General features: G+C 69.9%; 20 protein-coding genes and 1 riboswitch. Of the genes, 5 read left to right on the top strand and 15 right to left on the bottom strand.

The window, feature by feature from the left end; genetic code table 11:
- Positions 1-58 precede the first annotated feature (58 nt).
- Positions 59-241 (bottom strand): DUF6104 family protein, encoded by a 183-nt coding sequence (locus FM051_RS32030; RefSeq protein ID WP_158849942.1) that lies wholly within the window; start codon positions 239-241, stop codon positions 59-61.
- A 79-nt stretch (positions 242-320) separates the two neighbouring features.
- The gene (locus tag FM051_RS32025) at positions 321-4,007 is read right to left on the bottom strand and encodes a multifunctional oxoglutarate decarboxylase/oxoglutarate dehydrogenase thiamine pyrophosphate-binding subunit/dihydrolipoyllysine-residue succinyltransferase subunit (protein ID WP_158849940.1); all 3,687 of its coding nucleotides are present in this window, start codon (positions 4,005-4,007) and stop codon (positions 321-323) included.
- A gap of 376 nt (positions 4,008-4,383) precedes the next feature.
- Here FM051_RS32025 and FM051_RS32020 point away from each other — a divergent pair, with 376 nt between their 5' ends.
- Positions 4,384-4,770, top strand: coding sequence for an ArsR/SmtB family transcription factor (locus FM051_RS32020; RefSeq protein WP_202919130.1), 387 nt, complete (start codon positions 4,384-4,386; stop codon positions 4,768-4,770).
- Positions 4,767-5,252 carry an SRPBCC family protein gene (locus FM051_RS32015; RefSeq protein WP_158849936.1) on the top strand — a complete coding sequence of 162 codons (486 nt, stop codon included), beginning with the start codon at positions 4,767-4,769 and terminating at the stop codon, positions 5,250-5,252. Before FM051_RS32020 ends, FM051_RS32015 begins: the two co-directional genes overlap by 4 nt.
- Before the next feature lie 507 nt (positions 5,253-5,759).
- Here FM051_RS32015 and FM051_RS32010 read toward each other — a convergent pair.
- The 5 genes from FM051_RS32010 to ald all read right to left on the bottom strand — a co-directional run bounded on the left by FM051_RS32010 (position 5,760) and on the right by ald (position 13,777).
- A complete protein-coding gene (locus FM051_RS32010) occupies positions 5,760-9,497 on the bottom strand; it encodes an ABC transporter ATP-binding protein (protein ID WP_158849934.1) in 3,738 nt (1,245 codons plus the stop codon).
- A 116-nt stretch (positions 9,498-9,613) separates the two neighbouring features.
- A complete protein-coding gene (locus tag FM051_RS32005) occupies positions 9,614-10,486 on the bottom strand; it encodes an ABC-2 transporter permease (RefSeq protein ID WP_158849932.1) in 873 nt (290 codons plus the stop codon).
- On the bottom strand, positions 10,486-11,670 hold the full coding sequence (locus FM051_RS32000; protein ID WP_158849930.1) for an ABC transporter ATP-binding protein: 1,185 nt from the start codon (positions 11,668-11,670) through the stop codon (positions 10,486-10,488). The genes FM051_RS32005 and FM051_RS32000 overlap by 1 nt, the downstream gene beginning before the upstream one ends.
- Positions 11,671-11,720: 50 nt before the next feature.
- On the bottom strand, positions 11,721-12,095 hold the full coding sequence (locus tag FM051_RS31995; RefSeq protein WP_158849928.1) for a hypothetical protein: 375 nt from the start codon (positions 12,093-12,095) through the stop codon (positions 11,721-11,723).
- A 575-nt stretch (positions 12,096-12,670) separates the two neighbouring features.
- Positions 12,671-13,777: an alanine dehydrogenase gene (gene ald / locus FM051_RS31990; protein ID WP_158849926.1), complete on the bottom strand. Its 1,107-nt coding sequence runs from the start codon at positions 13,775-13,777 to the stop codon at positions 12,671-12,673.
- A gap of 193 nt (positions 13,778-13,970) precedes the next feature.
- A riboswitch (glycine riboswitch) is annotated at positions 13,971-14,065 on the top strand.
- A gap of 140 nt (positions 14,066-14,205) precedes the next feature.
- Between ald and gcvH the strand changes: the two genes are divergently transcribed.
- Together gcvH and FM051_RS31980 are read left to right on the top strand one after the other, a co-directional pair.
- A complete protein-coding gene (gcvH, locus tag FM051_RS31985; protein WP_158849924.1) occupies positions 14,206-14,586 on the top strand; it encodes a glycine cleavage system protein GcvH in 381 nt (126 codons plus the stop codon).
- Positions 14,587-14,590: 4 nt separating this feature from the next.
- Positions 14,591-15,955 (top strand): L-serine ammonia-lyase, encoded by a 1,365-nt coding sequence (locus FM051_RS31980; protein ID WP_158849922.1) that lies wholly within the window; start codon positions 14,591-14,593, stop codon positions 15,953-15,955.
- A gap of 86 nt (positions 15,956-16,041) precedes the next feature.
- On the opposite strand, the gene FM051_RS31975 is transcribed toward FM051_RS31980, so the two are convergent.
- From FM051_RS31975 to FM051_RS31955, 5 genes are all read right to left on the bottom strand, one after another.
- Entirely contained in the window at positions 16,042-16,527 is a 486-nt protein-coding gene (locus tag FM051_RS31975; RefSeq protein WP_158849920.1) for a glutathione peroxidase, read from the bottom strand.
- On the bottom strand, positions 16,524-16,838 hold the full coding sequence (locus FM051_RS31970) for a winged helix-turn-helix domain-containing protein (RefSeq protein ID WP_158849918.1): 315 nt from the start codon (positions 16,836-16,838) through the stop codon (positions 16,524-16,526). The genes FM051_RS31975 and FM051_RS31970 overlap by 4 nt, the downstream gene beginning before the upstream one ends.
- Positions 16,831-17,112 (bottom strand): hypothetical protein, encoded by a 282-nt coding sequence (locus tag FM051_RS31965; protein ID WP_158849916.1) that lies wholly within the window; start codon positions 17,110-17,112, stop codon positions 16,831-16,833. The genes FM051_RS31970 and FM051_RS31965 overlap by 8 nt, the downstream gene beginning before the upstream one ends.
- A 492-nt stretch (positions 17,113-17,604) precedes the next feature.
- On the bottom strand, positions 17,605-17,958 hold the full coding sequence (locus FM051_RS31960; protein WP_158849914.1) for an SSI family serine proteinase inhibitor: 354 nt from the start codon (positions 17,956-17,958) through the stop codon (positions 17,605-17,607).
- 74 nt (positions 17,959-18,032) lie between these two features.
- Positions 18,033-18,917, bottom strand: a complete 885-nt coding sequence (locus FM051_RS31955) for an SGNH/GDSL hydrolase family protein (RefSeq protein ID WP_158849912.1) — start codon at positions 18,915-18,917, stop codon at positions 18,033-18,035.
- Positions 18,918-19,021: 104 nt separating this feature from the next.
- Between FM051_RS31955 and FM051_RS31950 the strand changes: the two genes are divergently transcribed.
- A complete protein-coding gene (locus FM051_RS31950) occupies positions 19,022-20,305 on the top strand; it encodes an MFS transporter (protein ID WP_158849910.1) in 1,284 nt (427 codons plus the stop codon).
- 41 nt (positions 20,306-20,346) lie between these two features.
- Here FM051_RS31950 and rdmE read toward each other — a convergent pair whose 3' ends face one another.
- The 3 genes from rdmE to FM051_RS52205 form a co-directional block, all read right to left on the bottom strand.
- On the bottom strand, positions 20,347-21,891 hold the full coding sequence (gene rdmE / locus FM051_RS31945; protein ID WP_158849908.1) for an aklavinone 12-hydroxylase RdmE: 1,545 nt from the start codon (positions 21,889-21,891) through the stop codon (positions 20,347-20,349).
- Positions 21,892-21,920: 29 nt separating this feature from the next.
- A complete protein-coding gene (locus tag FM051_RS31940) occupies positions 21,921-22,937 on the bottom strand; it encodes a Gfo/Idh/MocA family oxidoreductase (RefSeq protein ID WP_158849906.1) in 1,017 nt (338 codons plus the stop codon).
- A 457-nt stretch (positions 22,938-23,394) separates the two neighbouring features.
- On the bottom strand, positions 23,395-23,718 hold the full coding sequence (locus tag FM051_RS52205; protein WP_238412804.1) for a cellulose binding domain-containing protein: 324 nt from the start codon (positions 23,716-23,718) through the stop codon (positions 23,395-23,397).
- Between the last annotated feature and the right edge of the window lie 76 nt (positions 23,719-23,794).

The following is a 23,794-nucleotide window of genomic DNA, read 5'->3' as shown; positions in this document are numbered from 1 at the left end:
CGACCGTCGACTACCGGGCGGGGACCGCACCTGGTCCCACCCGTTCACGGCCCGCCGGTCAGTCCTCGAAGTCGTCCTCGTCGTCCCGCGCCAGGTAGGTGGCCAGGCGTTCGACGGCGACCTCGAAGTCGGGGTTCGCGTCGACGAACGCGCGGAGCTTGTCGGCCAGCCAGGCGAAGGTCACCTCCTCCTCGCCACGCCTGCTCTCCAGTTCCTCGATACCACGATCGGTGAAGTACACGGTCTTTCCTCCACGGACACGAAACGGCCGAGCCGCCGAAACCCGGAGGTCTCGACGGCTCGGCGAACCCGACGGGTTGTTACTCGAACGCCTTCGCGATCAGCTCGCGCTGCTCGACCTCGTGCACCTTGGACGACCCCGCCGAAGGCGCGGCCATCGGACGGCGCGAGACGCGCTTCACGGCGAACCGCGAGGGCAGCAGCTCGGGCAGTGCCAGACCGAAGAACGGCCACGCGCCCTGGTTCGCCGGCTCCTCCTGGACCCAGCGGACCTCGGTGGCGTTCGGGTAGCGGTCCAGCGCCTCGGTCAGCTTGCGCGCCGGCACCGGGTAGAGCTGCTCGACCCGCACCACCGCGACGTCCTTGGCGGCCCGCTTCTCCTGCTCGGCGGCCAGCTCGTAGTAGATCTTGCCGCTGCACAGCAGGACCTTGGTCACCGCGTTCGGGTCGACACCGGTCACGTCGTCGATCACCGACTGGAAGCGGTCCTCCACGAAGTTCTCGACCGGGCTGGTCGCGGTCTTCAGGCGGAGCATCGACTTCGGGGTGAACACCACCAGCGGGCGGTTCACGCCGTCCAGCGCGTGCCGGCGCAGCAGGTGGAAGTAGTTCGCCGGCGTCGACGGCACCGCGATCGTCATCGAGCCCTCGGCGCACAGCTGGAGGAACCGCTCGATGCGGCCGGACGTGTGGTCCGGACCCTGACCTTCGTGGCCGTGCGGCAGCAGCAGCACGACGTCGGACACCTGGCCCCACTTCGCCTCACCGGACGAGATGAACTCGTCGATGATCGGCTGCGCGCCGTTGACGAAGTCGCCGAACTGCGCCTCCCACAGCACCAGCGCGTCCGGGTTGGCCACCGAGTAGCCGTACTCGAAGCCCAGCGCCGCGAACTCCGACAGCACCGAGTCGTACACCATGAACTTGCCCTGGCCCTCGGCCAGGTTCTGCAACGGCGTGTACTCCGACGACTTCTTGCGGTCCACCAGCGTGGCGTGCCGCTGCACGAACGTGCCGCGCCGCGAGTCCTGGCCCGCCAAGCGGACCGTGCGGCCCTCCAGCACCAGCGACCCGAACGCCAGCAGCTCCGCGAACGCCCAGTCGATGCCGCCCTCGCGGGCCATCTTCGCGCGCCGCTCCAGCACCGGCTTGACCCGCGGGTGCGGCGTGAAGCCCGCCGGCAGGTTCACGTGCGCGTCGGCGATCTTCTCGATGATCGACCGGTCGACCCCGGTGGGCAGCTTGGTCGGGACCTGCTGCTCCTCCTCGATCGACGGCGAGGTCTTGATCGGGTGCTTCTCCAGCTCCCGGACCTCGTTGAACACGTGCTCCAGCTGCGACGAGAAGTCCTGCAACGCCTTCTCGGCCTCTTCGACCGAGATGTCGCCGCGACCGATCAGGGACTCGGTGTAGGTCTTGCGCACCGAGCGCTTGGTGTCGATCACGTCGTACATCGCCGGCTGCGTCATCGAGGGGTCGTCGCCCTCGTTGTGGCCGCGACGGCGGTAGCAGACCATGTCGATCACGACGTCCTTGTTGAACGCCTGCCGGTAGTCCACCGCCAGCTTCGCGACCCAGTAGCACGCCTCCGGGTCGTCGCCGTTGACGTGGAACACCGGCGCGCCGATCATCTTCGCCACGTCGGTCGAGTACTTCGACGAGCGCGAGTGCTCGGGCGCGGTGGTGAAGCCGACCTGGTTGTTGACCACCACGTGCACCGTGCCGCCGGTGCGGTAACCGCGCACCAGCGCCAGGTTCAACGTCTCGGCGACCACGCCCTGGCCCGCGAACGCCGCGTCGCCGTGCAGCGCGACCGGCAGCACGGTGAAGCCCGCGCCGCCCTTGTCCAGCATGTCCTGCTTGGCCCGGACGATGCCCTCCAGCACCGGGTCCACGGCCTCCAGGTGCGACGGGTTCGCGGTCAGCGACACCTTGGTCTCGCCGTCACCGAACATCCGGAAGTACTTGCCCTCGGCGCCCAGGTGGTACTTGACGTCACCGGAGCCGTGCGCCTGACCGGGGTCGAGGTTGCCCTCGAACTCGCGGAAGATCTGCGAGATCGGCTTGCCGACGATGTTCGCCAGCACGTTCAGCCGGCCGCGGTGCGGCATGCCGATGACGACCTCGTCGATCTCGTGCTCGGCGGCCTTGTCCAGCACCGCGTCGAGCAGCGGGATGACCGTCTCGCCGCCCTCGAGCGAGAACCGCTTCTGGCCGACGTACTTCGTCTGCAGGAAGGTCTCGAACGCCTCGGCGGCGTTGAGCTTCGACAGGATGTACTTCTGCACGGTGGCCGGCGGCTTCTCGTGCGGCACCTCGACGCGCTCCTGGATCCAGAGGCGCTCCTCCGGGTCGAGGATGTGCATGTACTCGACGCCGACGGTGCGGCAGTACGAGTTGCGCAGCACGCCCAGGATGTCGCGCAGCTTCATCCGCTCCTGGCCCGCGAACCCGCCGACCGGGAACTCCCGGTCCAGGTCCCACAGGGTCAGGCCGTGCGACAGCACGTCGAGGTCCTGGTGGCTGCGCTGGCGGTAGTTCAGCGGGTCCGTGTCGGCCATCAGGTGGCCGCGGGTGCGGAACGCGTCGATCAGCTCGATGACGCGGGCGGTCTTGTCGACCGCGCCCTCGGGGATGTCGGCGACCCAGCGGATCGGCTCGTACGGCAGCCGCAGCGACGTGAAGACGTCGTCGTAGAAGCCGTCCTCGCCCAGCAGCAGCTGGTGGATGCGGCGGAGGAACTCGCCCGACTCCGCGCCCTGGATGACGCGGTGGTCGTAGGTGGAGGTCAGCGTGATGACCTTGCTGACGCCCATGTCCGTCAGGGCCTGCTCGCTGGTGCCCTGGAAGTGCGCCGGGTACTCCATCGCGCCGACACCGATGATCGTGCCCTGGCCCGCCTGGAGACGCGGCACCGAGTGGTTGGTGCCGATCGTGCCCGGGTTGGTCAGCGAGATGGTGGTGCCGGAGAAGTCCTCGGTGGTCAGCGAGCCTGACCGCGCCTTGCGGATCAGGTCCTCGTAGGCCTGCCAGAACTGCGTGAACGTCATGTTCTCGCAGCCCTTGATCGAGGCGACGACCAGCGTGCGGGCGCCGTCCTTGCCGGGCAGGTCGATCGCCAGGCCGAAGTTCACGTGCTCGGGGGTGACCACGAACGGCTTGCCGTCGACCGCGGCGTAGTGCCGGTTCATGTTCGGGTACGCCTGGAGCGCCCGGACCACCGCGTAGCCGATCAGGTGGGTGAAGGAGACCTTCCCACCGCGGGTGCGCTTGAGGTGGTTGTTGATCACGATGCGGTTGTCGGCCAGCAGCTTGGCGGGCACGGCGCGCACGCTCGTCGCGGTCGGAACGGAGAGCGACAGCTCCATGTTCTTCGCGATGGCGGCGGAAGCGCCTCGGAGCTGCTTCTGCTCCTCGCCCTGGGCCGGCTGCACCGGCGCCGCCTTGGCGGCCTGGGCGGGCGCGGGCTTGCTCGTGGGCTTCTGGGTCGGCGCCTGGCTCTTCGGCTGCTGCGTTGGCGCCGGTGTGGCGGGCGCCGACCTGGTGGTCTGCTGCTGGGCCGGAGCCGGCTTGGTGGCGGTCGTGGTGCCGTTCTCCGCGGCCGTCGCGGCCCCGTTGCCAGACCGCTGCGTCGACGACTTGTAGTCGGCGAAGAAGTCGTGCCAGGCCGGGTCTACCGACGACGGGTCGGCGAGGAACTGCTCGTACATCTCCTCGACCAGCCACTCATTGGGGCCGAACTGTGAAGCAGGACTGCTGCTGGACACGGCTGGCGCTCGCCTCTATCCATCTCGCTCTTGGTAATGAACTCACTCATGGTCAGGCTAGTCCCCCGTCTGGTGCAGTTCACACACAGGAGGTACCGGGCATCGAGTGTTCGCTCACAGGATCGATCAGGGCATCGGTCCCGTTATGGGTGCTTGAGCATCACTTGAGGTTAAGCCCGTCACGTCCCGCGTTGGGCTTCGACTTGGAGTAGTTCTGCGCACTGTCGCGGGTATCTCGGTGTGAGCTGTTCAGCCGGCTGAAACCTGTGCTCCGGGCGTGCCCTGGCTGTGCTCTGACCTGCTTGTTCAACCTTGGGGTTGACTTCGGTGGGTGGGCTTCGTATCGTTGTGTTCAACCGAGCGGTTGAGTAAGGAGATGGTGGTGGACGACCAGCTGTCGCGGGTGTTCTCGGCCCTGGCCGACCCGATCCGGCGCGACATGGTGGCGCGACTGGCGGTGGGCGACGCGACCGTGAACGAGTTGGCCGAGCCGTACTCCGTGACCGTGCAGGCCGTGTCGAAGCACCTCAAGGTCCTCGAGGACGCCGGGCTCGTCAGCCGCAGCAGGCAGGCGCAGCGGCGGCCCGTCCACCTCGAGGCGGAGGTGTTCGACCTGATGACGAAGTGGATCGAGCGCTACCGGCAGGAGGCGGAACAGCGCTACCGGCGACTGGACGCCGTGCTCGCCGAGATGGCGGCCGAAGACCCGAACCCAGCACAGACCCGTGTTCCGCAGACCCGTGTTCAAGGAGAAGCGTCATGACGACGACCACGCACCCCGAGACCAGCATCAGCGCCGACCCGGCGTTGCCGACCATCCACATCACCCGCGAGTTCGACGCGCCGGTGGACGCGGTGTTCCGGGCGCACGTCGACCCCGACCTGGTGGTGAAGTGGCTGGGCCCGCGCTCGGTGACCATGCGCGTCGACCGGTGGGACGCGTCGACCGGCGGGGCGTACCGGTACGTGCACACCCACGGTGGCGAGGAGTACCGGTTCTACGGCTCGTTCCACGAGGTGCGGCCGAGTGAGCGGATCGTGCAGACGTTTACGTTCGAGGGATTCCCGGACGGTGTAGCGCTGGAGACGCTGACGTTCGAGAACCTGGGCGGCGGCCGGACGCGCCTGCACGCGGTCAGCGTGTTCGAGACGACCGAGGCCCGTGACATGGCGATGGCCAGCGGTATGGAGACCGGTGTCGTCGAAGGCTACGAACAGCTGGACGAACTGCTCGCCGAGGCCTGATCCACCCCCTCGCCCCGCACGCCTCACCGGCTGCGGGGCAGCCTCATGTCCGCACCCCTGCCCGGGAACGCACGCCGCCCGACACCGGCGCCCGGAACCCACGACCTTCTCGACCCGATCCAGCCCGTCGCCGCCGCCGCTGCCGCCCGCCGCTGCCGCCGCCCTGTCATCGCCGCCCGCCGTCGGCCGCCACCCATCGCCGGTCGTCGGGTGAAGTCGATCTCCGGAGCACCTGGCCGCCCGCCCGGCACCGCACCGCCCGGCACCGCCTGCTGATCCCGACCCCCGTGTCCTGCCGACTCCGCGCCTGCCGACCCGCGCTTCGGGCCGGTGGGTCCGGTGAGCTGGGGCCGGTGGGTCCGGTGGGTGTCGGCTCGGGTGGTTGGTCGCGGGCCTCGTTGTTTCAACCGACGTTTGACCCGAAAAATAACAGCGTTTCCTGAGGTTGTCGGGCCATGATCACCCGATTGTGTGGCCTGCCGCCCCATAGGGGGTGGGGGCGCGTGGTTAGTGGGTGGTGGTGAGTTCGGTTGTATCGAGGTTCGCGCCGTGGGACCAGAGGCGGGCGTAGTGGCCGTTCGCTTCCAGCAGTTCGGCGTGCGTGCCCTGTTCGACGATCTTGCCTTCGGACAGGACCACGATCCGGTCGGCGCGGGCGGCGGTGGCCAGGCGGTGGGCTACTACGAACGTTGTCCGTGCGCCGGCCAGGTGGTCGCTCGCCGCCAGTACCGCCGACTCGGTCGCCGGGTCCAGGGCGGCGGTGGCTTCGTCCAGGAGCAGCAGGGTGGGCTGGACGAGTTCGGCGCGGGCCAGGGCGACCAGTTGGCGTTGTCCGGCGGACAGGCTCTGGCCCCGTTCGCCCACCTGCTGGTGGAACGCGGCGGGCAGGGCGGCGACTACCGGCATGGCGCCGACGGCGCGGACGGCTGCCTCGATCTCGGCTCGGGTGGCGTCGGGCTTGCCGTAGGCGACGTTCTCCGCGATGTCGCCGCCGAACAGGTGCGCCTCCTGCGGCACGATGCCGAGTCGCTGTCTCAGCGCCGACAGGTCGTAGTCGCGGACGTCCACGCCGTCGATCAACACCGTGCCCTCGGTGACGTCGTAGAACCGCGCCACGAGCTTGACCAGCGTCGACTTGCCGGCACCGGTGGCGCCGACCAGCGCCACGGTCTCGCCGGCGGGGACGTGCAGCGAGATCCCCTCGACCGCCGGCCGGGTGGTGCCCTGGTAGGCGAACGTCACGTCCCGCAGTTCCACCTCGCCGCGCAGCGTCGTCACCGGCACCGGGTCGTCGGCCGGCGGGACGGTGGTGGGCGTCCGGAGCAGGTCGCCGATCCGGCTGAGGCCGACCCTGGCCTGCTGGTAGCCGTCGAACACACCGGACAGCTGGTACAGCGGCGAGAAGAACAGGCCCAGGTACAGCACGAACGCCAGCAGCACGCCGGGCGACAGGGTGCCGTCCGCCACCCGGTACGCGCCGACCACGAGAACCCCCGCCTGCGCCACGCCCGACAGCAGGGCGAGGAACGGGAAGTAGGTGGCGATGTAGCGCTGCGCCCGGATGCGGGACCGGCGGTAGGCGTTGCTGCGCTCGGCGAACGCCTCCGCCGAACGCGCCTCCCGCGTGTACGCCTGGGCAACGCGCAGGCCCGAGACGTTCTCCTGGAGATCGGCGTTGACCGCGCTGATGCGCTCCCGCGCCTCCCCGTACGCGGCGGACGACAGGCGTTGGAAGATCACCGTCGCCACCAGCAGCACCGGCAGCACGCTCAACGCCACCAGCGCCAGCCCCGGGTCCGTGACCGCCAGCGCCACCGCGATGCCGGCCACGGTCAACACGCTGATCACGAACGTCGTCAGCCCTGTCTGGAGGAAGCTGGACAGGGCGTCCACATCCGTGGTCATCCGGGTCATGATCCGCCCGGCCATCTCGCGCTCGTAGTAGTCCAGCCCGAGTCGTTGCAGGTGGGCGTAGCTGCGCACGCGCAACAGGTACAGCAGCCGCTCGCCGATCCTCGACGTCACCACCGTGCCCGCCGCCGCCGACACCCAGCCCAGCACCACCAGCGTGAAGCTGATCGCGACCGCCGCCCACAGCCACCCGACCTCACCGCCGACCACACCCCGGTCGACGCCCAGGCGCACCAGGTTCGGCGACGTGACCGCCAGCGCCGTGTCGACCAGCAGGAGCCCGGCCACGCCGAGCATCGCCCAGCGGACGGGCCGAAGCAGGGTGCGCAGGCGGAAACCGGGATCGGGCGCGCGTGGGTCCTCGCCGTTCAGGGCGGGCATTTCCAGCGCGGGCGGCAGGGCGTGGACGCGCGCCATGAGCTCCGGGGTCGGCGGGGTGCCGCCGAGCAGCGCCGACGCGCCGCCACCGCCCCGCGACACCTTGGCCGTGCGCGCGGCCCGGTTCGCCGCGCGCACCACCAGTTCGTCCTCGTCGGACTCCGGCCACAGGTCGGGTGTCGTGCCGTCCGGTCCCGGTTCGAGCCGGGTGTCGGCACGGGGGGCGACCTGCTCGATCGCCTCACCCGGGCCGGCCAGCAGCTCGCGGTAGAGGCGGCAGCGCTTGTGCAGTTCGGCGTGCGTGCCCACGTCGACCACGCGGCCCGCGTCGAGCACGGCGATGCGGTCGGCCAGCGTCAACGACGAGCGCCGGTGCGCGATCAGCAACGTGGTGCGCTCGGCCGTCACGGCGGCCAGCGTGCGGTGGATCGCCGCCTCGGTGGCGGTGTCCACGGCCGACGTCGCGTCGTCCAGCACCAGCACGCGGGGGTCGGACAGCAGCGAACGGGCCAGGGCCACCCGCTGGCGCTGGCCGCCGGACAGCGTCAGGCCCCGCTCGCCGACCACGGTGTCGTAGCCGTTCGGCAGCGCCTCGATGAACTCGTGCGCCTCGGCCGCCCGTGCCGCCGCCCGCACCTGCTCATCGGACGCATCCGGTAGACCGTATGCAATATTCGCCCGCACGGTGTCCGAGAACAGGAACGCCTCCTCGAACACCGTCCCCACGGTCCGCCGCAACGACGACAGCCGCAGCTCCCGCACGTCCACGCCGCCGACCGACACCGCGCCCTCGTGCACGTCGTAGAACCGGGGCAGCAGCAGCGACACCGTCGACTTGCCCGAACCCGCCGTGCCCACGATCGCCAGCGTCTCGCCCGGCTCGACCCGCAGAGACACCCCGGACAGCACCGGCTCGCTGCGCGTGTACCCGAACGTCACGTCCCGCAGCTCCACCGCCACCGGACCGGGCGGGACGTCGCGGTCGCCGTCCACCACGTCCGGCTGCGAGTCGATCAGCTCGTACACCCGCTCCACGCCCGCACGCGCCAGCTGGGCCGTCACCATCAGGCTCGACAGCAGCCGGGTCGGGCCGACCAGGGTCGCCACGTAGGTGGAGAACGCCAGGAAGGTGCCCAACGTCACCTCACCGCGCACCGCCAGCCAGCCGCCCAGCGCGAGCACCGCGACCTGACCCAGGTACGGCAGCGCGGTCAACGTCGCCGCCGGGCGCGCGGTCAGCCGTGCCGCGCGCATCCGTTCGGCGAACAGCAGCTTCGCCCGCGCCTCCAGCCTGGTGACCTCGCGCGCCTCCTGCCCGAAGCCCTTGACCACGCGCACGCCGGTCACGGTCTCCTCGACCTGCTGCGCCACGTCCGCCGCGCGTTGCTGCGCCGACCAGGTGGCCGGGAACAGGGTCAGCCTGCTGCGTGCCGCGACCACCCCGACGGCGGGCACGATCACCAGCGCGATGACGGTCAGCAGCGGTGACAGCCAGAACATCGCCACCAGCGCCGCCACCGCGAACACGACCGTGCCGAACGCCAGCGGTGTCATCGACAGCAGGCTGTTGACCAGCTGCAGGTCGGTGATCGAGCGGGACACCACCTGACCGGTGCGCAACGCGTCCTGCTTCGGCCCGTCCAACCGCTGCACCGCGCCGAACACCGCCTGCCGCAGGTCGTGCTGAACGTCCACGGCGAGCCGCCCGCCCAGGAACCGCCGCACGAACGCGGTGCCGAAGGTCAGCAGTTCCAGGCCGACGAGCGCGATCGCCAGCCACGTGAGCCGGTCGGTGCGGCCGGCGATGGCGTCGTCCACGGCGATCTTGATCAGCAACGGGCTGACGGCTTGGAGACCCACGCCCACGACGGCGGCCAGCACCGACCACACCACGAGCGCACGGTGCTTCCAGCACGCGGTGGCGAGTCTGCGGATCCAGCCGTCGGAAGTAGTCACGGATCCAACATAGGTCTGGCCACCGACAGTTTTGTGGCCGTGGATGTGACGAAGGCCGCCCCGAAGTTCGGGACGGCCCACGATCACCCGATCAAGATCACCTGATCAGGTGAGGGTCACGTGATGTCCTTGCGCTGAGTGGCCGCCCAGCCGCCGAGGAAGAACAGTGCCGTCCAGACCAGGAAGATGAGTCCGCTCAGCCACCAGTCGAACGCGCCGAGCGCGCCCGCGACGGCCCGCAGCCCGTCCACCAGGTCGTCCGGCACCACACCGGCGTTCGCCAGGAACAACGACGACGCCACCGAGCCGGTCAGGCCGTTCACCGCGCCGTTGGGCAGGAAGCCGATGATCTCCGGCAGGCCCTGCGAGGCCAACACGATCTGGATGCCGTTCTCCACGAGGAGCATGTAGAGCAGCAGCACCACGGTGGTGCCCACGACGCTGGTCATCAGCGCGCCGACACCGACCCCGAACATGGTCATCAGGATCGACGACAGGATGCCGACACCGGCCAGCGCGAGCCACCCGGTCGCGTCCGGCAGGGCGCTCGTGTCCGAGGTGATCACCACGCCGATGCTCACCGACGCCACGATCGCGATGCCGAAGATCGCGCCCCACACGATGTAGACGATCATCTTCGCGGCCAGCGCGGAGACCCTGTTCGGCGCGGTGAGGAACGTCGTGGTGATCGTCTTGCGGTTGATCTCGTTCGCGATCGCCAGGCCGCCGAAGATCATCGGGAAGAGCGTGGCCACGTTGATGCTGCGGGCCATCCCGAACAGCGCCATCTGCCACTGCGACGGGTCCACCCCGAGGAACTCGGTCAGGTCTTCGGCCTCGGAACTGCTCATGAAATCGGTGACGCTGGTGAAGATGGCGCCGGTGAGCAGCGCCCAACCCAGCGCCATCAGCACGGTCGGGATCATCAGGCCCCACCACAGGCCCGTGCTGGTGGTCTTGCGGAACTCCGCCTTGATCAGGTTGCCCATCACGCACCGCCCCCGAGGCCGCCCTGACCGTGTTGCTGACCGTACGGGTTGTCCTGCGGCGGCTGCTGGTACCCCGGCGGAGGTGGTTGGTAGCCCTGCGGGGGCTGTTGGTACGGCTGCTGGTAGCCCGGCGGCGGCGGTTGCTGCTGGTAAGGCTGCTGCTGGAACGGCTGCTGCTGGAACGGCTGCGACGGGGTCTGGTAGCCGGGTTGCTGCTGGTAGCCGGGCTGTTGGTAACCCGGCTGTTCGTAGCCCTGCTGCTTGTACCCGACCGGCGCCGCGTACTGGCCACTGGTGAGCTGGAAGAACAGCCGCTCCAGGTCGGCCTTCTCCTCCTGGATGCCGTAGATCGACACGCCCGCCTTCAACGCGACGTCCGCGATCTGCTTGGCCTCCACGCCGCTGACCGCGATCCGGCCGTCCGGCAGCTGCTCGATCGCGTTGATCCCGTCCTCGCGCAGCGCCGCGACCAGCGCGCCGGTGTCGGACGGCTGCACGAGCACCCGGGCCTGCTGCTGGTCGCGCAGGTTGTCCAGCGGCCCGTAGTACATGGTCTGGCCGCGGCTGATGATGACCACCTGGTCGACGGTCTGCTCGACCTCGGCCAGCAGGTGGCTGGAGATCAGCACGGTCCGCCCGCTGCGCGCGTAGGACTGCAGGAACGTCCGCAGCCACGCGATGCCCTCCGGGTCCAGCCCGTTGGCCGGCTCGTCCAGCACCAGGATCTGCGGGTCGCCGAGCAGCGCGGTGGCCAGGGCCAGCCGCTGCTTCATGCCCAGCGAGTAGCCGCCCGCCTTGCGGTCGCCCGCCGCGCCGAGGCCGACGAGTTGGAGCACCTGGTCGGCGCGCGAGTCCGGCACGCCGATCGCGGCGGCGTAGACCAGCAGGTGGTTGCGGGCGGTGCGCTTCGGGTGGAAACCCTGCGCCTCCAGCACCGCGCCGACCACCCGGGCCGGGTTGCCGAGTTGGTTGAACGGCCTGCCGTTGATCAGTCCGATGCCCGCGGTCGGGGTCACCAGGCCGAGCAGCATGCGCAGCGTCGTCGTCTTGCCCGCCCCGTTGGGGCCGAGGAAGCCGGTCACCGAACCGGGTTCCACCGTGAAGCTGAGATTCTGCACCGCTGCGACCGGACCGAACTGCTTGGTCAAGTTCTGCACCACGATGCGGCCAGTGCCGTCGTGCACGCGCGTCCCTCCCGTGTACTCCTATCGGGCGTCATCCTGCCCTAGGAGGATCACTCGGGTAGGGCGTGTCGTGGTTTCGATCGGGACACCGGTATCTCGGTCGTCGTCTCGGTGTCGGCGGAACGGCGCAACGAGCGCAGCGGACGGCGGCGTTCGCGGTGCGGCAGGCCGTCGCCGATGAGGTGCTGGTGGGCCATCGTCCACACCTGGCACGGCCACTTCTTGTGCCGCAGGATGCCGGGGCACGCGCCGCAGCGGCCGTCCGGATCGGGTTGGTGCACGGTCAGCAGCAGGCGCCAACCGTCGGCCAGGCGGTGGATCTCGGAGCGCGCGAGCGGCACGAGGGCGTCCGCCTCACCGCGTTCGGCGATCTCGTCCAGCAGCGCCAGCCGGCGCAGCACGGCGGTCCGCAGTGCCTCGTCCACGTGGGCTCACATCCTGTCGGCGGCTTGGTCGAGCAGGCGGTGCAACCTTCGCGTCTGTGTGACTGACATCACAGCGGACTCGCCGGGGGGTGCGACCAGCAGAACTCGGTCGTTCTCGACGAGCACGGTCATCGACCGGTCCCGTCCGAACGGGTCGTGGCAGTCGATCCAACCCTGAGGTTCAGCCATCTGCGCTCCGATCGGGGATGGCGCGGCAGAGCTCCGCGCGAGCGGACGACCCCGCTGCGTAGCTGCGGAGTTTCCGTCCTGTGCATCGGTCGCGGGGTCGTCGTGACTTACCTGTTACGACGCGAATTCACTCGTTCGCTTGAGGGCGCGCACGGTCCGTTGTCGACCGGGGAAGAAAAGTTAGACCGGATCGGTGGGCCCGCTGGGCATGAGACCCGTTGTCCCGCTAAGCTTGCAACGCGGCCCGCTCCCAGTGACCCCCAGGCTGGTTGAGCGGGCCGTCTTTATTGCCGAAAGGGCCCCGCTCACAGCACGTGAGCGGGGCCCTTTCGCGTAACGGGTCTGAATCGGTTCGCGCGATCAGCCCGCGCGAGCCCGTCGACGGGTCAGAAGCCGATCGGGGTGTGGGGCAGGCCGTGCGCCTCGGCGACCGGCTGGTTGGTCAGCAGGCCGTCGTGCACGTTCAGGCCGAGCGCCAGCGACGCGTCCGCGCTCAGCGCCGCCTGCCAGCCCTTGTCGGCCAGCGCCACGGCGTACGGCAGGGTCACGTTGGTCAACGCGTAGGTCGAGGTGCGCGGCACCGCGCCGGGCATGTTCGCGACGCAGTAGAAGACCGAGTCGTGCACCTGGTAGGTCGGGTCGGCGTGCGTGGTCGGCCGTGAGTCGGCGAAGCAGCCGCCCTGGTCGATCGCGATGTCCACCAGCACCGAGCCGGGCTTCATGTCGGCCACCAGTTCGTTGCTGACGAGCTTCGGCGCCTTCGCACCCGGCACCAGCACCGCGCCGATCACCAGGTCGGCGTCGCGGACGGCCTGCTCGACCGCGTAGCGGTTGGACGTCACGGTGCGCAGCCTGCCCTGGTAGAGGGCGTCGATGTGGCGCAGCCGGTCCACGTTCGTGTCCAGGATCTGGACGTCCGCGCCCATGCCGACGGCGATCGCGGCCGCGTTCAGGCCCGCCACACCGCCGCCGATGACGACGACGCGCGCCGGGTGCACGCCGGGCACGCCGCCGGGCAGCACGCCACGGCCGCCGGAGGGCTTCATCAGCGCGAACGCGCCCACCTGCGGCGCGAGGCGGCCCGCGACCTCGGACATCGGGGCCAGCAGCGGCAGCGCGCCGTTCGCGGTCTGCACGGTCTCGTAGGCGATCGCGGTGGTGCCGGAGTCCAGCAGCGCCCGGGTCAGCGGCTGGTCGGCGGCCAGGTGGAGGTAGGTGAACAGGACCTGGCCCTTGCGCAGCCGCGGGTACTCCTCGGCGATGGGCTCCTTGACCTTGAGCACCAGGTCGCCCTCGGCCCACACGTCGTCCGCGGTGGCCAGGACCTTCGCGCCGGCGGCCACGTACTCGTCGTCCGTGATGGCCGAACCGAGGCCCGCGCCGGTCTCGACGAACACGTCGTGGCCGCGCTGCGTCAGCTCGTGGGCGCCCGCCGGGGTCAGCGCGACGCGGTACTCGTGGTTCTTGATCTCGCGGGGAACTGCGATCCGCACGGTGGGCTCCTTCAGGCGTTGTTACGCCAAAGGTCCGGTACCGGGGTTTCGGTGTCATCGTGCCGCCGGCACGAACGGGGAGGGGTCGGGTTGTGCCAGGTGAACAAGTCCGGAGGTGCGTTGACACCCGTCCGGGGCACACCTAGCGTTCGGGCCACCAACTGAACATCGGCCGCGGCGCGTTGTGGGCGCCGGAACCCGCGCGGGAGAGACCTCGGTGTTCGTGCCGAGGCGCCGAAGGAGCAAGTACCCCGCACACTCTCAGGCAGCGAGAACCGCTCGGGTGAGGCGACTCTGGAAAGCGTGCTTCGGCGCGCACCCACGGTGCAAGCCGGGTCGGGACGACGCCTCAGTCGTGACGGCGCGGTGAAGCTCTCAGGTCCCAGGACAGAGTGGGGATCCGGACCTCGCCTTTAGGGAGCGCTGTCGTGACTTTTCCGGACAACCTGCTGTACACGCCCGAGCACGAGTGGGTGGACTGGGCACCGGGTACCCAGGACCCCGTGGCGATCGGTATCACCTCGTACGCGGCGGACTCGTTGGGCGACATCGTGTTCGTGGAGCTGCCCGAGCTCGGCACCGTCGTCAAGTCGGGCGACGTGTGCGGCGAGCTGGAGTCCACCAAGTCGGTGAGCGACCTGTACGCGCCGGTCAGCGGTGAGGTGGTGGCGGTCAACGAACAGGCCGTGAACGACCCGTCGTTGATCAACAACGATCCGTACGGCCGTGGCTGGCTGTTCAAGGTGGCGGTGACCGACGCGACCGGGTTGCTGACCGCCGCGAAGTACGCGGAACTGACCGGGGACTGACGTCGTGGCGATCAGCGTGTTCGACCTGTTCTCGGTCGGGATCGGACCGTCCAGTTCGCACACCGTGGGTCCGATGCGGGCGGCGGCGATGTTCACGGCCCGGCTGCGTCCGGTGCTGGAGTCGGTCCACCGGGTGCACGTGGAGCTGTTCGGGTCGCTCGGCGCGACCGGGCACGGGCACGGCAGCCCCAAGGCGGTGCTGCTCGGGTTGGAGGGGCACCGGCCGGAGGAGGTCGACCCGGCGGAGGCCGAGCGGCGGGTGGAGGAGGTCCGCGCGACCGGGCGGCTGCGGCTCGGTGGCGTGCGGGACATCGCGTTCACCGAGGACACCGATCTGGTGATGCACCGGCGGAAGTCGTTGCCGTTGCACCCCAACGGTATGAGCTTCGCCGCCTATTCGGGTGACGTCCTGGTCGACTCGGCGGTGTACTACTCCGTCGGCGGCGGGTTCGTGGTGGACGAGACGGCCACCGGGACCGACCGGATCAAGCCGGACGAGACGCCGGTCGCGCACCCGTTCCGCAGCGGTGACGAGCTGTTGGCGCGGACCCGGGAGACCGGGTTGTCGATCAGCAAGGTGATGCTCGCCAACGAGCTGTCGTGGCGCAGTGAGGCCGAGGTGCGGTCGGGTCTGCTGCACATCTGGGACGTCATGCAGGAGTGCGTCGAACGCGGCTGCACGCAGGCCGGTGTGCTGCCGGGAGGGCTGAAGGTCCGGCGGCGCGCGGCCGAGATGCGGCAGCGGATGGCCGCCGAGCACTTCGCCACCGACCCGTTGCGGGTGATGGACTGGGTGACGCTGTTCGCGCTGGCGGTGAACGAGGAGAACGCCGCCGGCGGTCGCGTGGTGACCGCGCCGACCAACGGTGCGGCCGGGATCGTGCCGGCCGTGCTGCACTACTACACCCGGTTCGTGCCGGGCGCGTCCGACGACGGGGTGGTGCGGTTCCTGTTGACGGCGGGCGCGGTCGGCGTGCTGTTCAAGGAGAACGCGTCGATCTCGGGCGCCGAGGTCGGGTGCCAGGGCGAGGTCGGCTCGGCGTGCTCCATGGCGGCGGGCGGGCTGGCCGAGGTGATGGGCGGCACGCCGGAGCAGGTCGAGAACGCGGCCGAGATCGCCATGGAGCACAACCTCGGGCTGACGTGCGACCCGATCGGCGGGTTGGTGCAGATCCCGTGCATCGAGCGGAACGCGCTGGCGTCGATCAAGGCCATCACGGCGGCGCGGATGGCGTTGCGCGGTGACGGTTCGCACTTCGTGTCCCTGGACAAGGTCATCAAGACCATGCGTGAGACGGGCAAGGACATGAAGAGCAAGTACAAGGAGACCGCACGCGGCGGCCTGGCCGTCAACGTCATCGAGTGCTGACAAGGGGCGGGAGGTGGCCCGAGGCGGGCCACCTCCCGCTTCGCGCGGTGGGCGGTGGGTCGATGGCCGGCGGCCTACCCGGGGAGCTAGGGCAGAGCGGACTCGATCGCCTTCAGCACGGTCTCGTCCTCCGGCTCGGTGGTCGGCCGGAACCGCGCCACGACCTCGCCGGACGGGGCGATCAGGAACTTCTCGAAGTTCCACTGCACGTCACCGGCCGCGCCGTCGGCATCGGCGAACTCCGTCAGCTCCGCGTACAGCGGGTGCCGCGACGGGCCGTTGACCTCGATCTTCTCGAACATCGGGAACGTCACACCGTAGGTGGTCGAGCAGAAGGTCGCGATCTCCTCGGCCGTGCCCGGCTCCTGCCCGGCGAACTGGTTGCACGGGAACCCCACCACGGAGAAACCCTGTGCCGCGTACCGCTCCTGAAGTCGCTCCAAGCCCTTGTACTGCGGCGTCAGGCCGCACTTGGACGCGACGTTCACCACCAGCAACGCCTTGCCCGCCAACGTGCCCAGGCTCGAAGGCTCGCCGGACAGGGTGTGCACGGGGATGTCGTGGATGCTCATGCCCCCGAGGCTACGTGCCGTTCCACCAGTGCCCGCAAGGCCGTCATCTCCGCGGTCAGGGCGGCACGGCCCGACTCCGTCACGTTCACCCACGTTCGCGGGCGTTTGCCGTCGTAACCCTTCTCCACCGCCACCAACCCGGCCTGCTCCAGCACCGCGATGTGCCGCGACAGGTTGCCCGCCGTCAACTCCAAAGTGGACCGCAGGTACCCGAACTCGACCCGCTTCGCCTCCGCCGCGATGGTCAGGATGCCCAGCCGGTGCCTCTGGTGCACCACGTCGTCCAGCGACGCGGTCGGGTGCTCAGCCACGCCGCAAGCCCACCAGACCGCCGACGACGAGCACAAATCCGGGCAGCCACCACACGCCCATGGACAACGTGGTGGCGGGCGTCACGACCAGCGGCGTGAAGGCGGCGGACACGCACAGCACGACGAGGTAGGCCGCCGTGATGGTGGTGAACCGGGTGCTGCGCTCGACGGCCGCCAACACCACCAGGCCGAGACCGATCGCGATGAACTGCCCGATCGTGCTGTGGGCGTACTGCAGGAACGCCGTGCCGAGCACGGCCACCGGCAACGTCACGACGCGTGGCGCCCTCCGGCGCCACAGCACCGTTCAGCGCGGCCTCGTTGAGCGACAGGCCGAGCATCCACGTGCTCGTGGTGCGGATCAGGCGACGTGCAGTCCGAGGATGCGCCGTGCGGTCGGCGCCATGCCCAACACCAACGACAGGAGCGTCACCGGAACGGCAACTGTGTACGGCAGGAATCACCCGTACGAATCCCTCAAGCGGTTCACGCGAGGGAAAACCGAACCGGCTGAGACGGAGCGCGCCACCGTCAAAGATCGGATCACTCGGATGGATCAGGCGGGGTGTTCAAACGGTAATGGTCTTCGCAGGCCCTTGCGGCAAACGCATTTCACGAATGTGAAGATTGTTGACGATTAGGCTCCGGAGTCCCTACGGTCACCTGAGAGGTCCGAGGACCTTCGCAGAACCCCGTAGAGGGGCCCACGACTTCGGCGGCGGTGTCGTGAGCCCTTCTACGGCGGTTTCGGCGGCCGTGCCGCGCGTCAGAAGTCGAACACCGGACCGGTCTCGGCACGCATCACGCACCGGTTCGGGAACTCCGCCTCGAAGCTGCGCGTCTCGCCCCGCCACGTGCCGGACGCCTTCACCGTCACCGGGTCGTACTCCAACGTGCAGATGCCCGAACCGGTCGCCAGGCCGCCGATCTGGCCGTCCACACCGGACAGCGCGAGGCAGGCCATGTCGGCCCTCGGGTGCAGGCCGCCGGTCGGCTCGCAGGTCAGGTTGACCAGCCGGAGCGAATCGCTGTTCAGCACGCTGAGCACGAAGCTCGACTCGGGTGCGGAGAAGGCGGGAACCAGCGCGGCTATCGCCGTCAACAGGGGGAGTGGTGCCATGCTGCCCAGCCTGGCCGCCTGGCACGACTCGCTCCAGGGAACTCACCGGATCGTGTGGTCCCGACCGTGGCGGCTCACCGGAGGGCGCCCACGACCAGCTCCGCGACCGCCCGCATCCCGGCGGCGTTGGGGTGCACCGGGAACGCGGGCGCGGTCGGCACCAGCCCCTCCACCCACTTCACGCCCGGCAACTGGCACACGTCCCGGCCGCGGCTGCTCGGGTACGGGTCGACGAACGTCGCGCCCACCGCGGCTGCCTGCGCGCCCAGCATCGCGTTCAGGCGGCGCTGGGTGGCGTCCAGGTACGGCACGTCGCCCACCGAGATCGGCACCACGGGCCAGCACCCGTGCGACGGCGGCAGGATGCGCAGGTAGGCCACCACGGCGACGCGGGCGTCGGGCGCGCGCTCCGTGATGCCCTGGAGTACCGCCGCGACCTTGGGGGCCAAGGCGTTGATCCGCGCGGCCAGCTGGTCCGTGCCGCCCGCCGTGTACCGCGTGGTGCAGGGGGCGCCGACCGGGTCGAGCACGCTGTCCTGGGCGCAGGTCAGGATGATGTCGGAGAACCCGATGTCGTTGCCGCCGATGGTGACCGTGACCAGGTCGGTGTCCGCGGTCAGCGCGTTGAGCTGCGGCGGGTTCGGGCCGAACGGCACGTCCTGGGGTGCGGTCATGTCCTCGGTGGTGGCGCCGCCGCACGTGACGTCGGTGAGCTTCGTGCCGAGCCGTGCGGCGACCACGGACGCGTAGTTCTGGGTGGACCGGAAGCAGCCGAGCGGATCGGTGCGCTGGTGCGGGATGAACGGGCCGGAGGCGTAGGAGTCGCCGAGTGCGACGTACTTCGCGTACTCGGGTGTCGCGGCAGCGGCAGCGGCAGCGGCGGTGGCGGGGGCAGTCGCGGTGGCGGGAACCACGAACGCCGCGACGAGGGCAAGTGCCGCGGGCAGGCGGAGGGTCATCGTCGACCTCATTACTCGCGAGTAGGCAGGGTCCTGCGGATCGTGTCTGTGAGGTAGCTCACTGTCAAGGTCGGCTTCTCGGTTGGGCACGCCAGGGTGGGTGAATGGCTTCCGAGGTGCGCAGGGTGGCGCTGGCCAGTTCGGCGGGCAACGCGGTGGAGTTGTACGACTTCCTGCTCTACGGCACCGCGTCGGCGCTGGTGTTCGACAAGTTGTTCTTCCCGTCCTTCGACCCGCGCATCGGCACGCTGCTGGCGTTCGCCACGTTCGGTGCGGGGTTCCTGGCCCGGCCGTTGGGCGGGGTGGTGATCGGGCACTTCGGCGACCGCATCGGGCGGCGGTCGATGCTGGTGCTGACGTTGACCGCGACCGGTGTGTGCACGGCGGCGATCGGGTTGCTGCCGACGTACTCGTCCATCGGGCTGGCCGCGCCGCTGCTGCTGGTGTTGCTGCGGTTGGTGCAGGGGTTCTTCCTCGGCGGCGAGCAGGGCGGGGCGACCCTGATGGCGGTCGAGCACGCGCCGGTGGGGCGGACCGGGTGGTACGGCAGCTGGACGTTCCTCGGGTCGCCGATCGGGCTGCTGCTGGCCAACGGCGCGATGGCGGCGTCGACCGCGGTGTCGGGGGACGCGTTCCTCAGCTGGGGTTGGCGGGTGCCGTTCCTGTTCAGCCTCGTGCTGGTGGGTGTCGGGCTGTACGTGCGGCTGTCGGTGGAGGAGAGCCCGGTGTTCCGCGAGGCGCGGGAGTCGGCGGGCGCGGTGCGGCTGCCGGTGGTCGTGGTGCTGCGGCAGTCGTGGCGGCGGGTGCTGCTCGGCGCCGGGGTGAACCTCGGGTTCAACATGTTCATCTTCGTCGTGGCGACGTTCGCGGTGTCGTACGGGACGAAGCAGCTCGGGATGGCGCGCGGGACGTTGCTGAGCGCCGGGCTGATCGGGGCGTTCGCGCAGGCGGTGGCGATCCTGGTGTTCGCGCGGCTGTCCGACCGGGTCGGGCGGCTGCCGGTGATGCTCTCCGGTGCGGCGTTCCTCGGTCTGTTCGCGTTCCCGCTGTTCTGGCTGTTGGAGACGAGGTCGCCGGGGTTGGTGGTGCTGACGATGGTGTTGGCGTTCGCCGGTTCGGCGGCGGTGTTCGGTCCGATGCCCGCCTACTACGCCGAGCTGTTCGGGACGCGGGTGCGGTACAGCGGGGTGTCGTTGAGCTACCAGTTGGGCGCGGTGCTCGGTGGCGGGCTGTCGCCGGTCGTGGCGGCGTGGCTGCTGGGGGCCACGCCGACGCACGACTCGTGGCCGATCTCGCTGTACCTGATCGCCGGCGCCCTGGTGAGCGCGACGTGCCTGCTGGCGATCGGTGAAACCCTCCGCCGTTCGGTCGAGGTGCCGGTGAGCTAGCGGTCGTCGGCTTTTCGGGGCGATGGAGATCCCCGAAACGGTCAGCGGGCCAGCAGTGTCGCCATCACTTCGGCGGTGCGCTTCGCGGGATCGCTCGCCGTTTCGGTGGTGCGCCAGGCGATCACGCCGTCCGGGCGGACGAGGCTCGCGCCCCGCAGGCCGATGCCGTAACGCTTGGCCAGCTCGCCGGTCGTGTCCCGCAACGCGGGGATCTGCAACGACGCGACTTCGGCTGTCGTCCAGGCCGGGTCGAGGGTGAGCAGGGTCCAGGTGGTGAAGAGGTCCAAAGTGGACTTCGTGGTGCCGTTGTGCTCCACCGGCACGTGCGGTGCGCGGAAGCCGGGTCGTCCGCTGGGGTCGGCCGGGTTCTCCATCGGCGCCGGGTCGTCGTCCTCGATCAGCACCGCGTTCGAACGGCAGCGGTAGCCGAGGGTCAGGTGCAGGTGGTCGACCTCGTCCGGCACGTCCGGGCCGGCCAACTGCGGGGCGAACCGCTGCACGTAGTTCGCGAACGACCCGTCGACCACCAGCTTCGCGTACGGCCGCCGTTCGGCCTCGTAGCTGTCCAGCAGGCCCTCACCGGCCTCGCCGCGCAACACCGCCGCCAGCTTCCACGCGATGTCGAACCCGTCGCCGATCGCCGTGTTGCCGCCGAGACCACCCGTCGGCGGCGTCACCTTCGCCGCGTCACCGACCAGGAACACCCGCCCGACCCGGAACCGGTCGCTCAGCCACGCCGCCATCTCCCACCGCGTGATCTCCAGGATCTCCGGCTCCAGGTCCGGCACGTCCGTCGCGATCCGCAGCAGCTCGACGCACCGTTCCGGCGGGAAGTCCTCGACCGATTCCCGAGTCGGGTCGTACTCGACGGTCAACACGTTGCGCCGCTCGGTGTTCGTCATCACGAACGCGCCCGTGAACGCCGGGTTCCGCAGGTAGTACAGGGTCAACTTGTCCGGGACGATGTGCGACGACATGTCCGCCTCGAACACCACCCCGATGTGGTGCGACAGCTCCCCGCGCCCCTGCCGCCCGATCCCCACCCACTCGCGCACGACGCCGCGGTGCCCGTCGGCGCCGATCACGTAGTCCGCCCGCACGGTGTGCTCACGCCCGGCCGACCGGACCCGTGCCGTCACGCCGTCGGCGTCCTGCGCCAGCGACACCAACTCGGTCTCGAACAACACCTCCGCGCCCAACTCGCGCGCCCGCCGCAGCAGCACCGGTTCGACGTGGTCCTGGCTCGCCATGCCGGGACGTTCGGGGCTGAGCGCGGTGTCCCACTCGTCGTCCTCGTGCAGGATCGTGTGGAACACCCGGCCGCGCAGGCTCTCCGCGACCTTGATCACCAGCCCGCCGTCGAGGCCCGCGCTGCCCGCCTGCACCTTGTCCACGACCCCGACCCCGGCCCGGCGGAGTAACTCCATCGTCCGGTGCGTCTGCCCGGTCGCCTTCGGGTGCGGTGACGTCCCCCTGTGCTTGGAGATGCCCAGCACCTCGACGCCCTGCTGCGCGAGGAACAGCGTGGCGGACAACCCGCCGAGCCCCGCACCGATCACCAGTACTCGTACGCGCTTGTCTTCCATGTAGAGAATCTTAGCTACTAAGAGACTTGTCAATCAAGGGAAACGGTGTTCCCGCTCCGCGCCGACTCGAACGCCGCCTCCAAGACCTCCAGCCCGGTCACCGCGTCCGCCACCGGAACCGGCGTCTGACCAGCGGCGATGGCCGCGTAGAAGTCCTGGTAGGCGCCCGGCTCGGTGTGCACGGGCTCCTCGCCGAGCAGGCCCCACTGCTCCACCGTGTCCTCGCCCCAGCGCTCGCCACCGGGCACCTCGCCCGCCTTCAACGCCTCTTCCTGCGGGTCCATCCCGTACTTCACGAACGCCGACCGGTTGCCCAGCACGCGGAAGCGCGGTCCGAGCGACGCCACCAGCGCCGAAGCCCACAGGTGCGACACCGTGCCGGAGGGGTGGGTGAGCGCGAGGAACGCGTCGTCGTGCGCCTGAGCGCCCGGCCGCAGCGTTCGCACCTCCGCGTACACGCTCGTCGGACGCCCGAACAACGCCACCGCCTGGTCCACCAGGTGCGTGCCCAGGTCGAACACGATGCTGCCCAGGTCGGCGGGGTCGCCGGACTCCTTCCAGCTGTCCTTCACCTCCGGCCGCCACCGCTCGAACCGCGACTCGAACCGGTGCACCTCACCCAGCGCGCCCTCACCGACCAGCCGCGCCACCGTGCGGAAGTCGCCGTCCCAGCGCCGGTTGTGGAACGGCGCGAGCAGCAGCCCGCGTGACGTCGCCAGGTCGGCAAGTTTCCGCGCCTCGGCGGCGGACGGCGCGAACGGCTTGTCCACCACGGCGTTCAGGCCGTGCTCCAACGCGGCACGGGCGTGCGCGGCGTGGAACCGGTTCGGCGTGGTCACCACGACCATGTCGAACTCGTCCGCCCGCCGCCACACGTCGTCCACCGACGTGATCAGCTCGGCCTCGGGGTAGCGGGACGCCACCTCGGCCCGCCGATCGGGGTTGCCGGTGACGACGGCGCCCAGCGCCAGGCCGGGCGTGGTGGACAGGAACGGTGCGTGGAAGGCGGCTCCACCGAGCCCGTAACCGATCAGTGCGGTGCGCATGCCGGGAACCCTAAGCGCGGCCGGTCGCGTCCACAGTTATCCGTGGTCTACCGCCGCCGCATTTCCTCGAACGCCTCACGCAGCCACTGCGGGGCAGGGGGACTGAGCGACGCACGGAGAGGCAGGTAGGGGCCTGAACAGGGCTAGAAGCCGGCTGTGATTCGGGTGAACTCCCAGTCCGGTTGGGTGATGCCGCTGCAATTCGACGCCACCTGGCCGTCGCAGCCGCCGCGGTCGCGGCGTTGGTGGTGTCGGTGCGGATGTCGGAACTGCCGAAGTCGAACGGCATGATCGTGGACACGTCGATGCCCGCGCCGATCGCCGCCGCGCGCTCGATCAGCCGGTTGCCCCAGAAGTTGGGGCCAGGTACGGCGCGCCACGGCCGCCCGGCTGGTTCGTGCCCGGCTGGGTGGTCGCGGAGACCTGGTTGGACGGGCCCGAGGTGTTCGAGGCGGCGTCACGCGCCCGCACCGTGAACGTGTACGTGGTGGACGCGCTGAGGCCCGTCACGGTGGCCGTGGTGCCGCTGACCGAAAACCGCGACCGAGCCGCCCCGGTACACGTCGTACGCGCCCACGCCGACGTTGCCGTTGTACTCGCGGTTGGTCGCCACGTAATGATCACCCGTCCGGGTGACCAGGGCGTCCCAGTACGACCCGAGCGCGGTGCCCGCGGGGAGGTCGAACTCGATGTGCCACGAGGTGATGGCGGCGGGCCCGCCGTTGGCGACGGTGAACTTGGCCTCGAAGCGCCCAATCGTCGTGACATGAGCAATCTCCACTTCGGCGGATCGGCAGGGTGAATCACGCCCACTTCGGAGACTGGTCTAGACCATAGCGAAGGGCAATGCTCCTTAC

It is taken from the genome of Saccharothrix deserti, from assembly GCF_009769385.1.
Classification (GTDB): Bacteria; Actinomycetota; Actinomycetes; order Mycobacteriales; family Pseudonocardiaceae; genus Actinosynnema; species Actinosynnema deserti.
The sequence above is the reverse complement of the archived record's forward strand: the minus strand, read 5'-3'. Positions and strand labels throughout refer to the sequence as shown.

Coding starts and splice junctions, on each gene's coding strand:
- FM051_RS32020 (WP_202919130.1), top strand. CDS start 4,384: ATGGTGGTGGACGACCAGCTGTCGCGGGTGTTCTCGGCCCTGGCCGAC.
- FM051_RS32015 (WP_158849936.1), top strand. CDS start 4,767: ATGACGACGACCACGCACCCCGAGACCAGCATCAGCGCCGACCCGGCG.
- FM051_RS32005 (WP_158849932.1), bottom strand. CDS start 10,486: ATGGGCAACCTGATCAAGGCGGAGTTCCGCAAGACCACCAGCACGGGC.
- FM051_RS31975 (WP_158849920.1), bottom strand. CDS start 16,527: ATGAGCATCCACGACATCCCCGTGCACACCCTGTCCGGCGAGCCTTCG.
- FM051_RS31960 (WP_158849914.1), bottom strand. CDS start 17,958: ATGGCACCACTCCCCCTGTTGACGGCGATAGCCGCGCTGGTTCCCGCC.
- FM051_RS31955 (WP_158849912.1), bottom strand. CDS start 18,917: ATGACCCTCCGCCTGCCCGCGGCACTTGCCCTCGTCGCGGCGTTCGTG.
- FM051_RS31950 (WP_158849910.1), top strand. CDS start 19,022: ATGGCTTCCGAGGTGCGCAGGGTGGCGCTGGCCAGTTCGGCGGGCAAC.
- rdmE (WP_158849908.1), bottom strand. CDS start 21,891: ATGGAAGACAAGCGCGTACGAGTACTGGTGATCGGTGCGGGGCTCGGC.
- FM051_RS31940 (WP_158849906.1), bottom strand. CDS start 22,937: ATGCGCACCGCACTGATCGGTTACGGGCTCGGTGGAGCCGCCTTCCAC.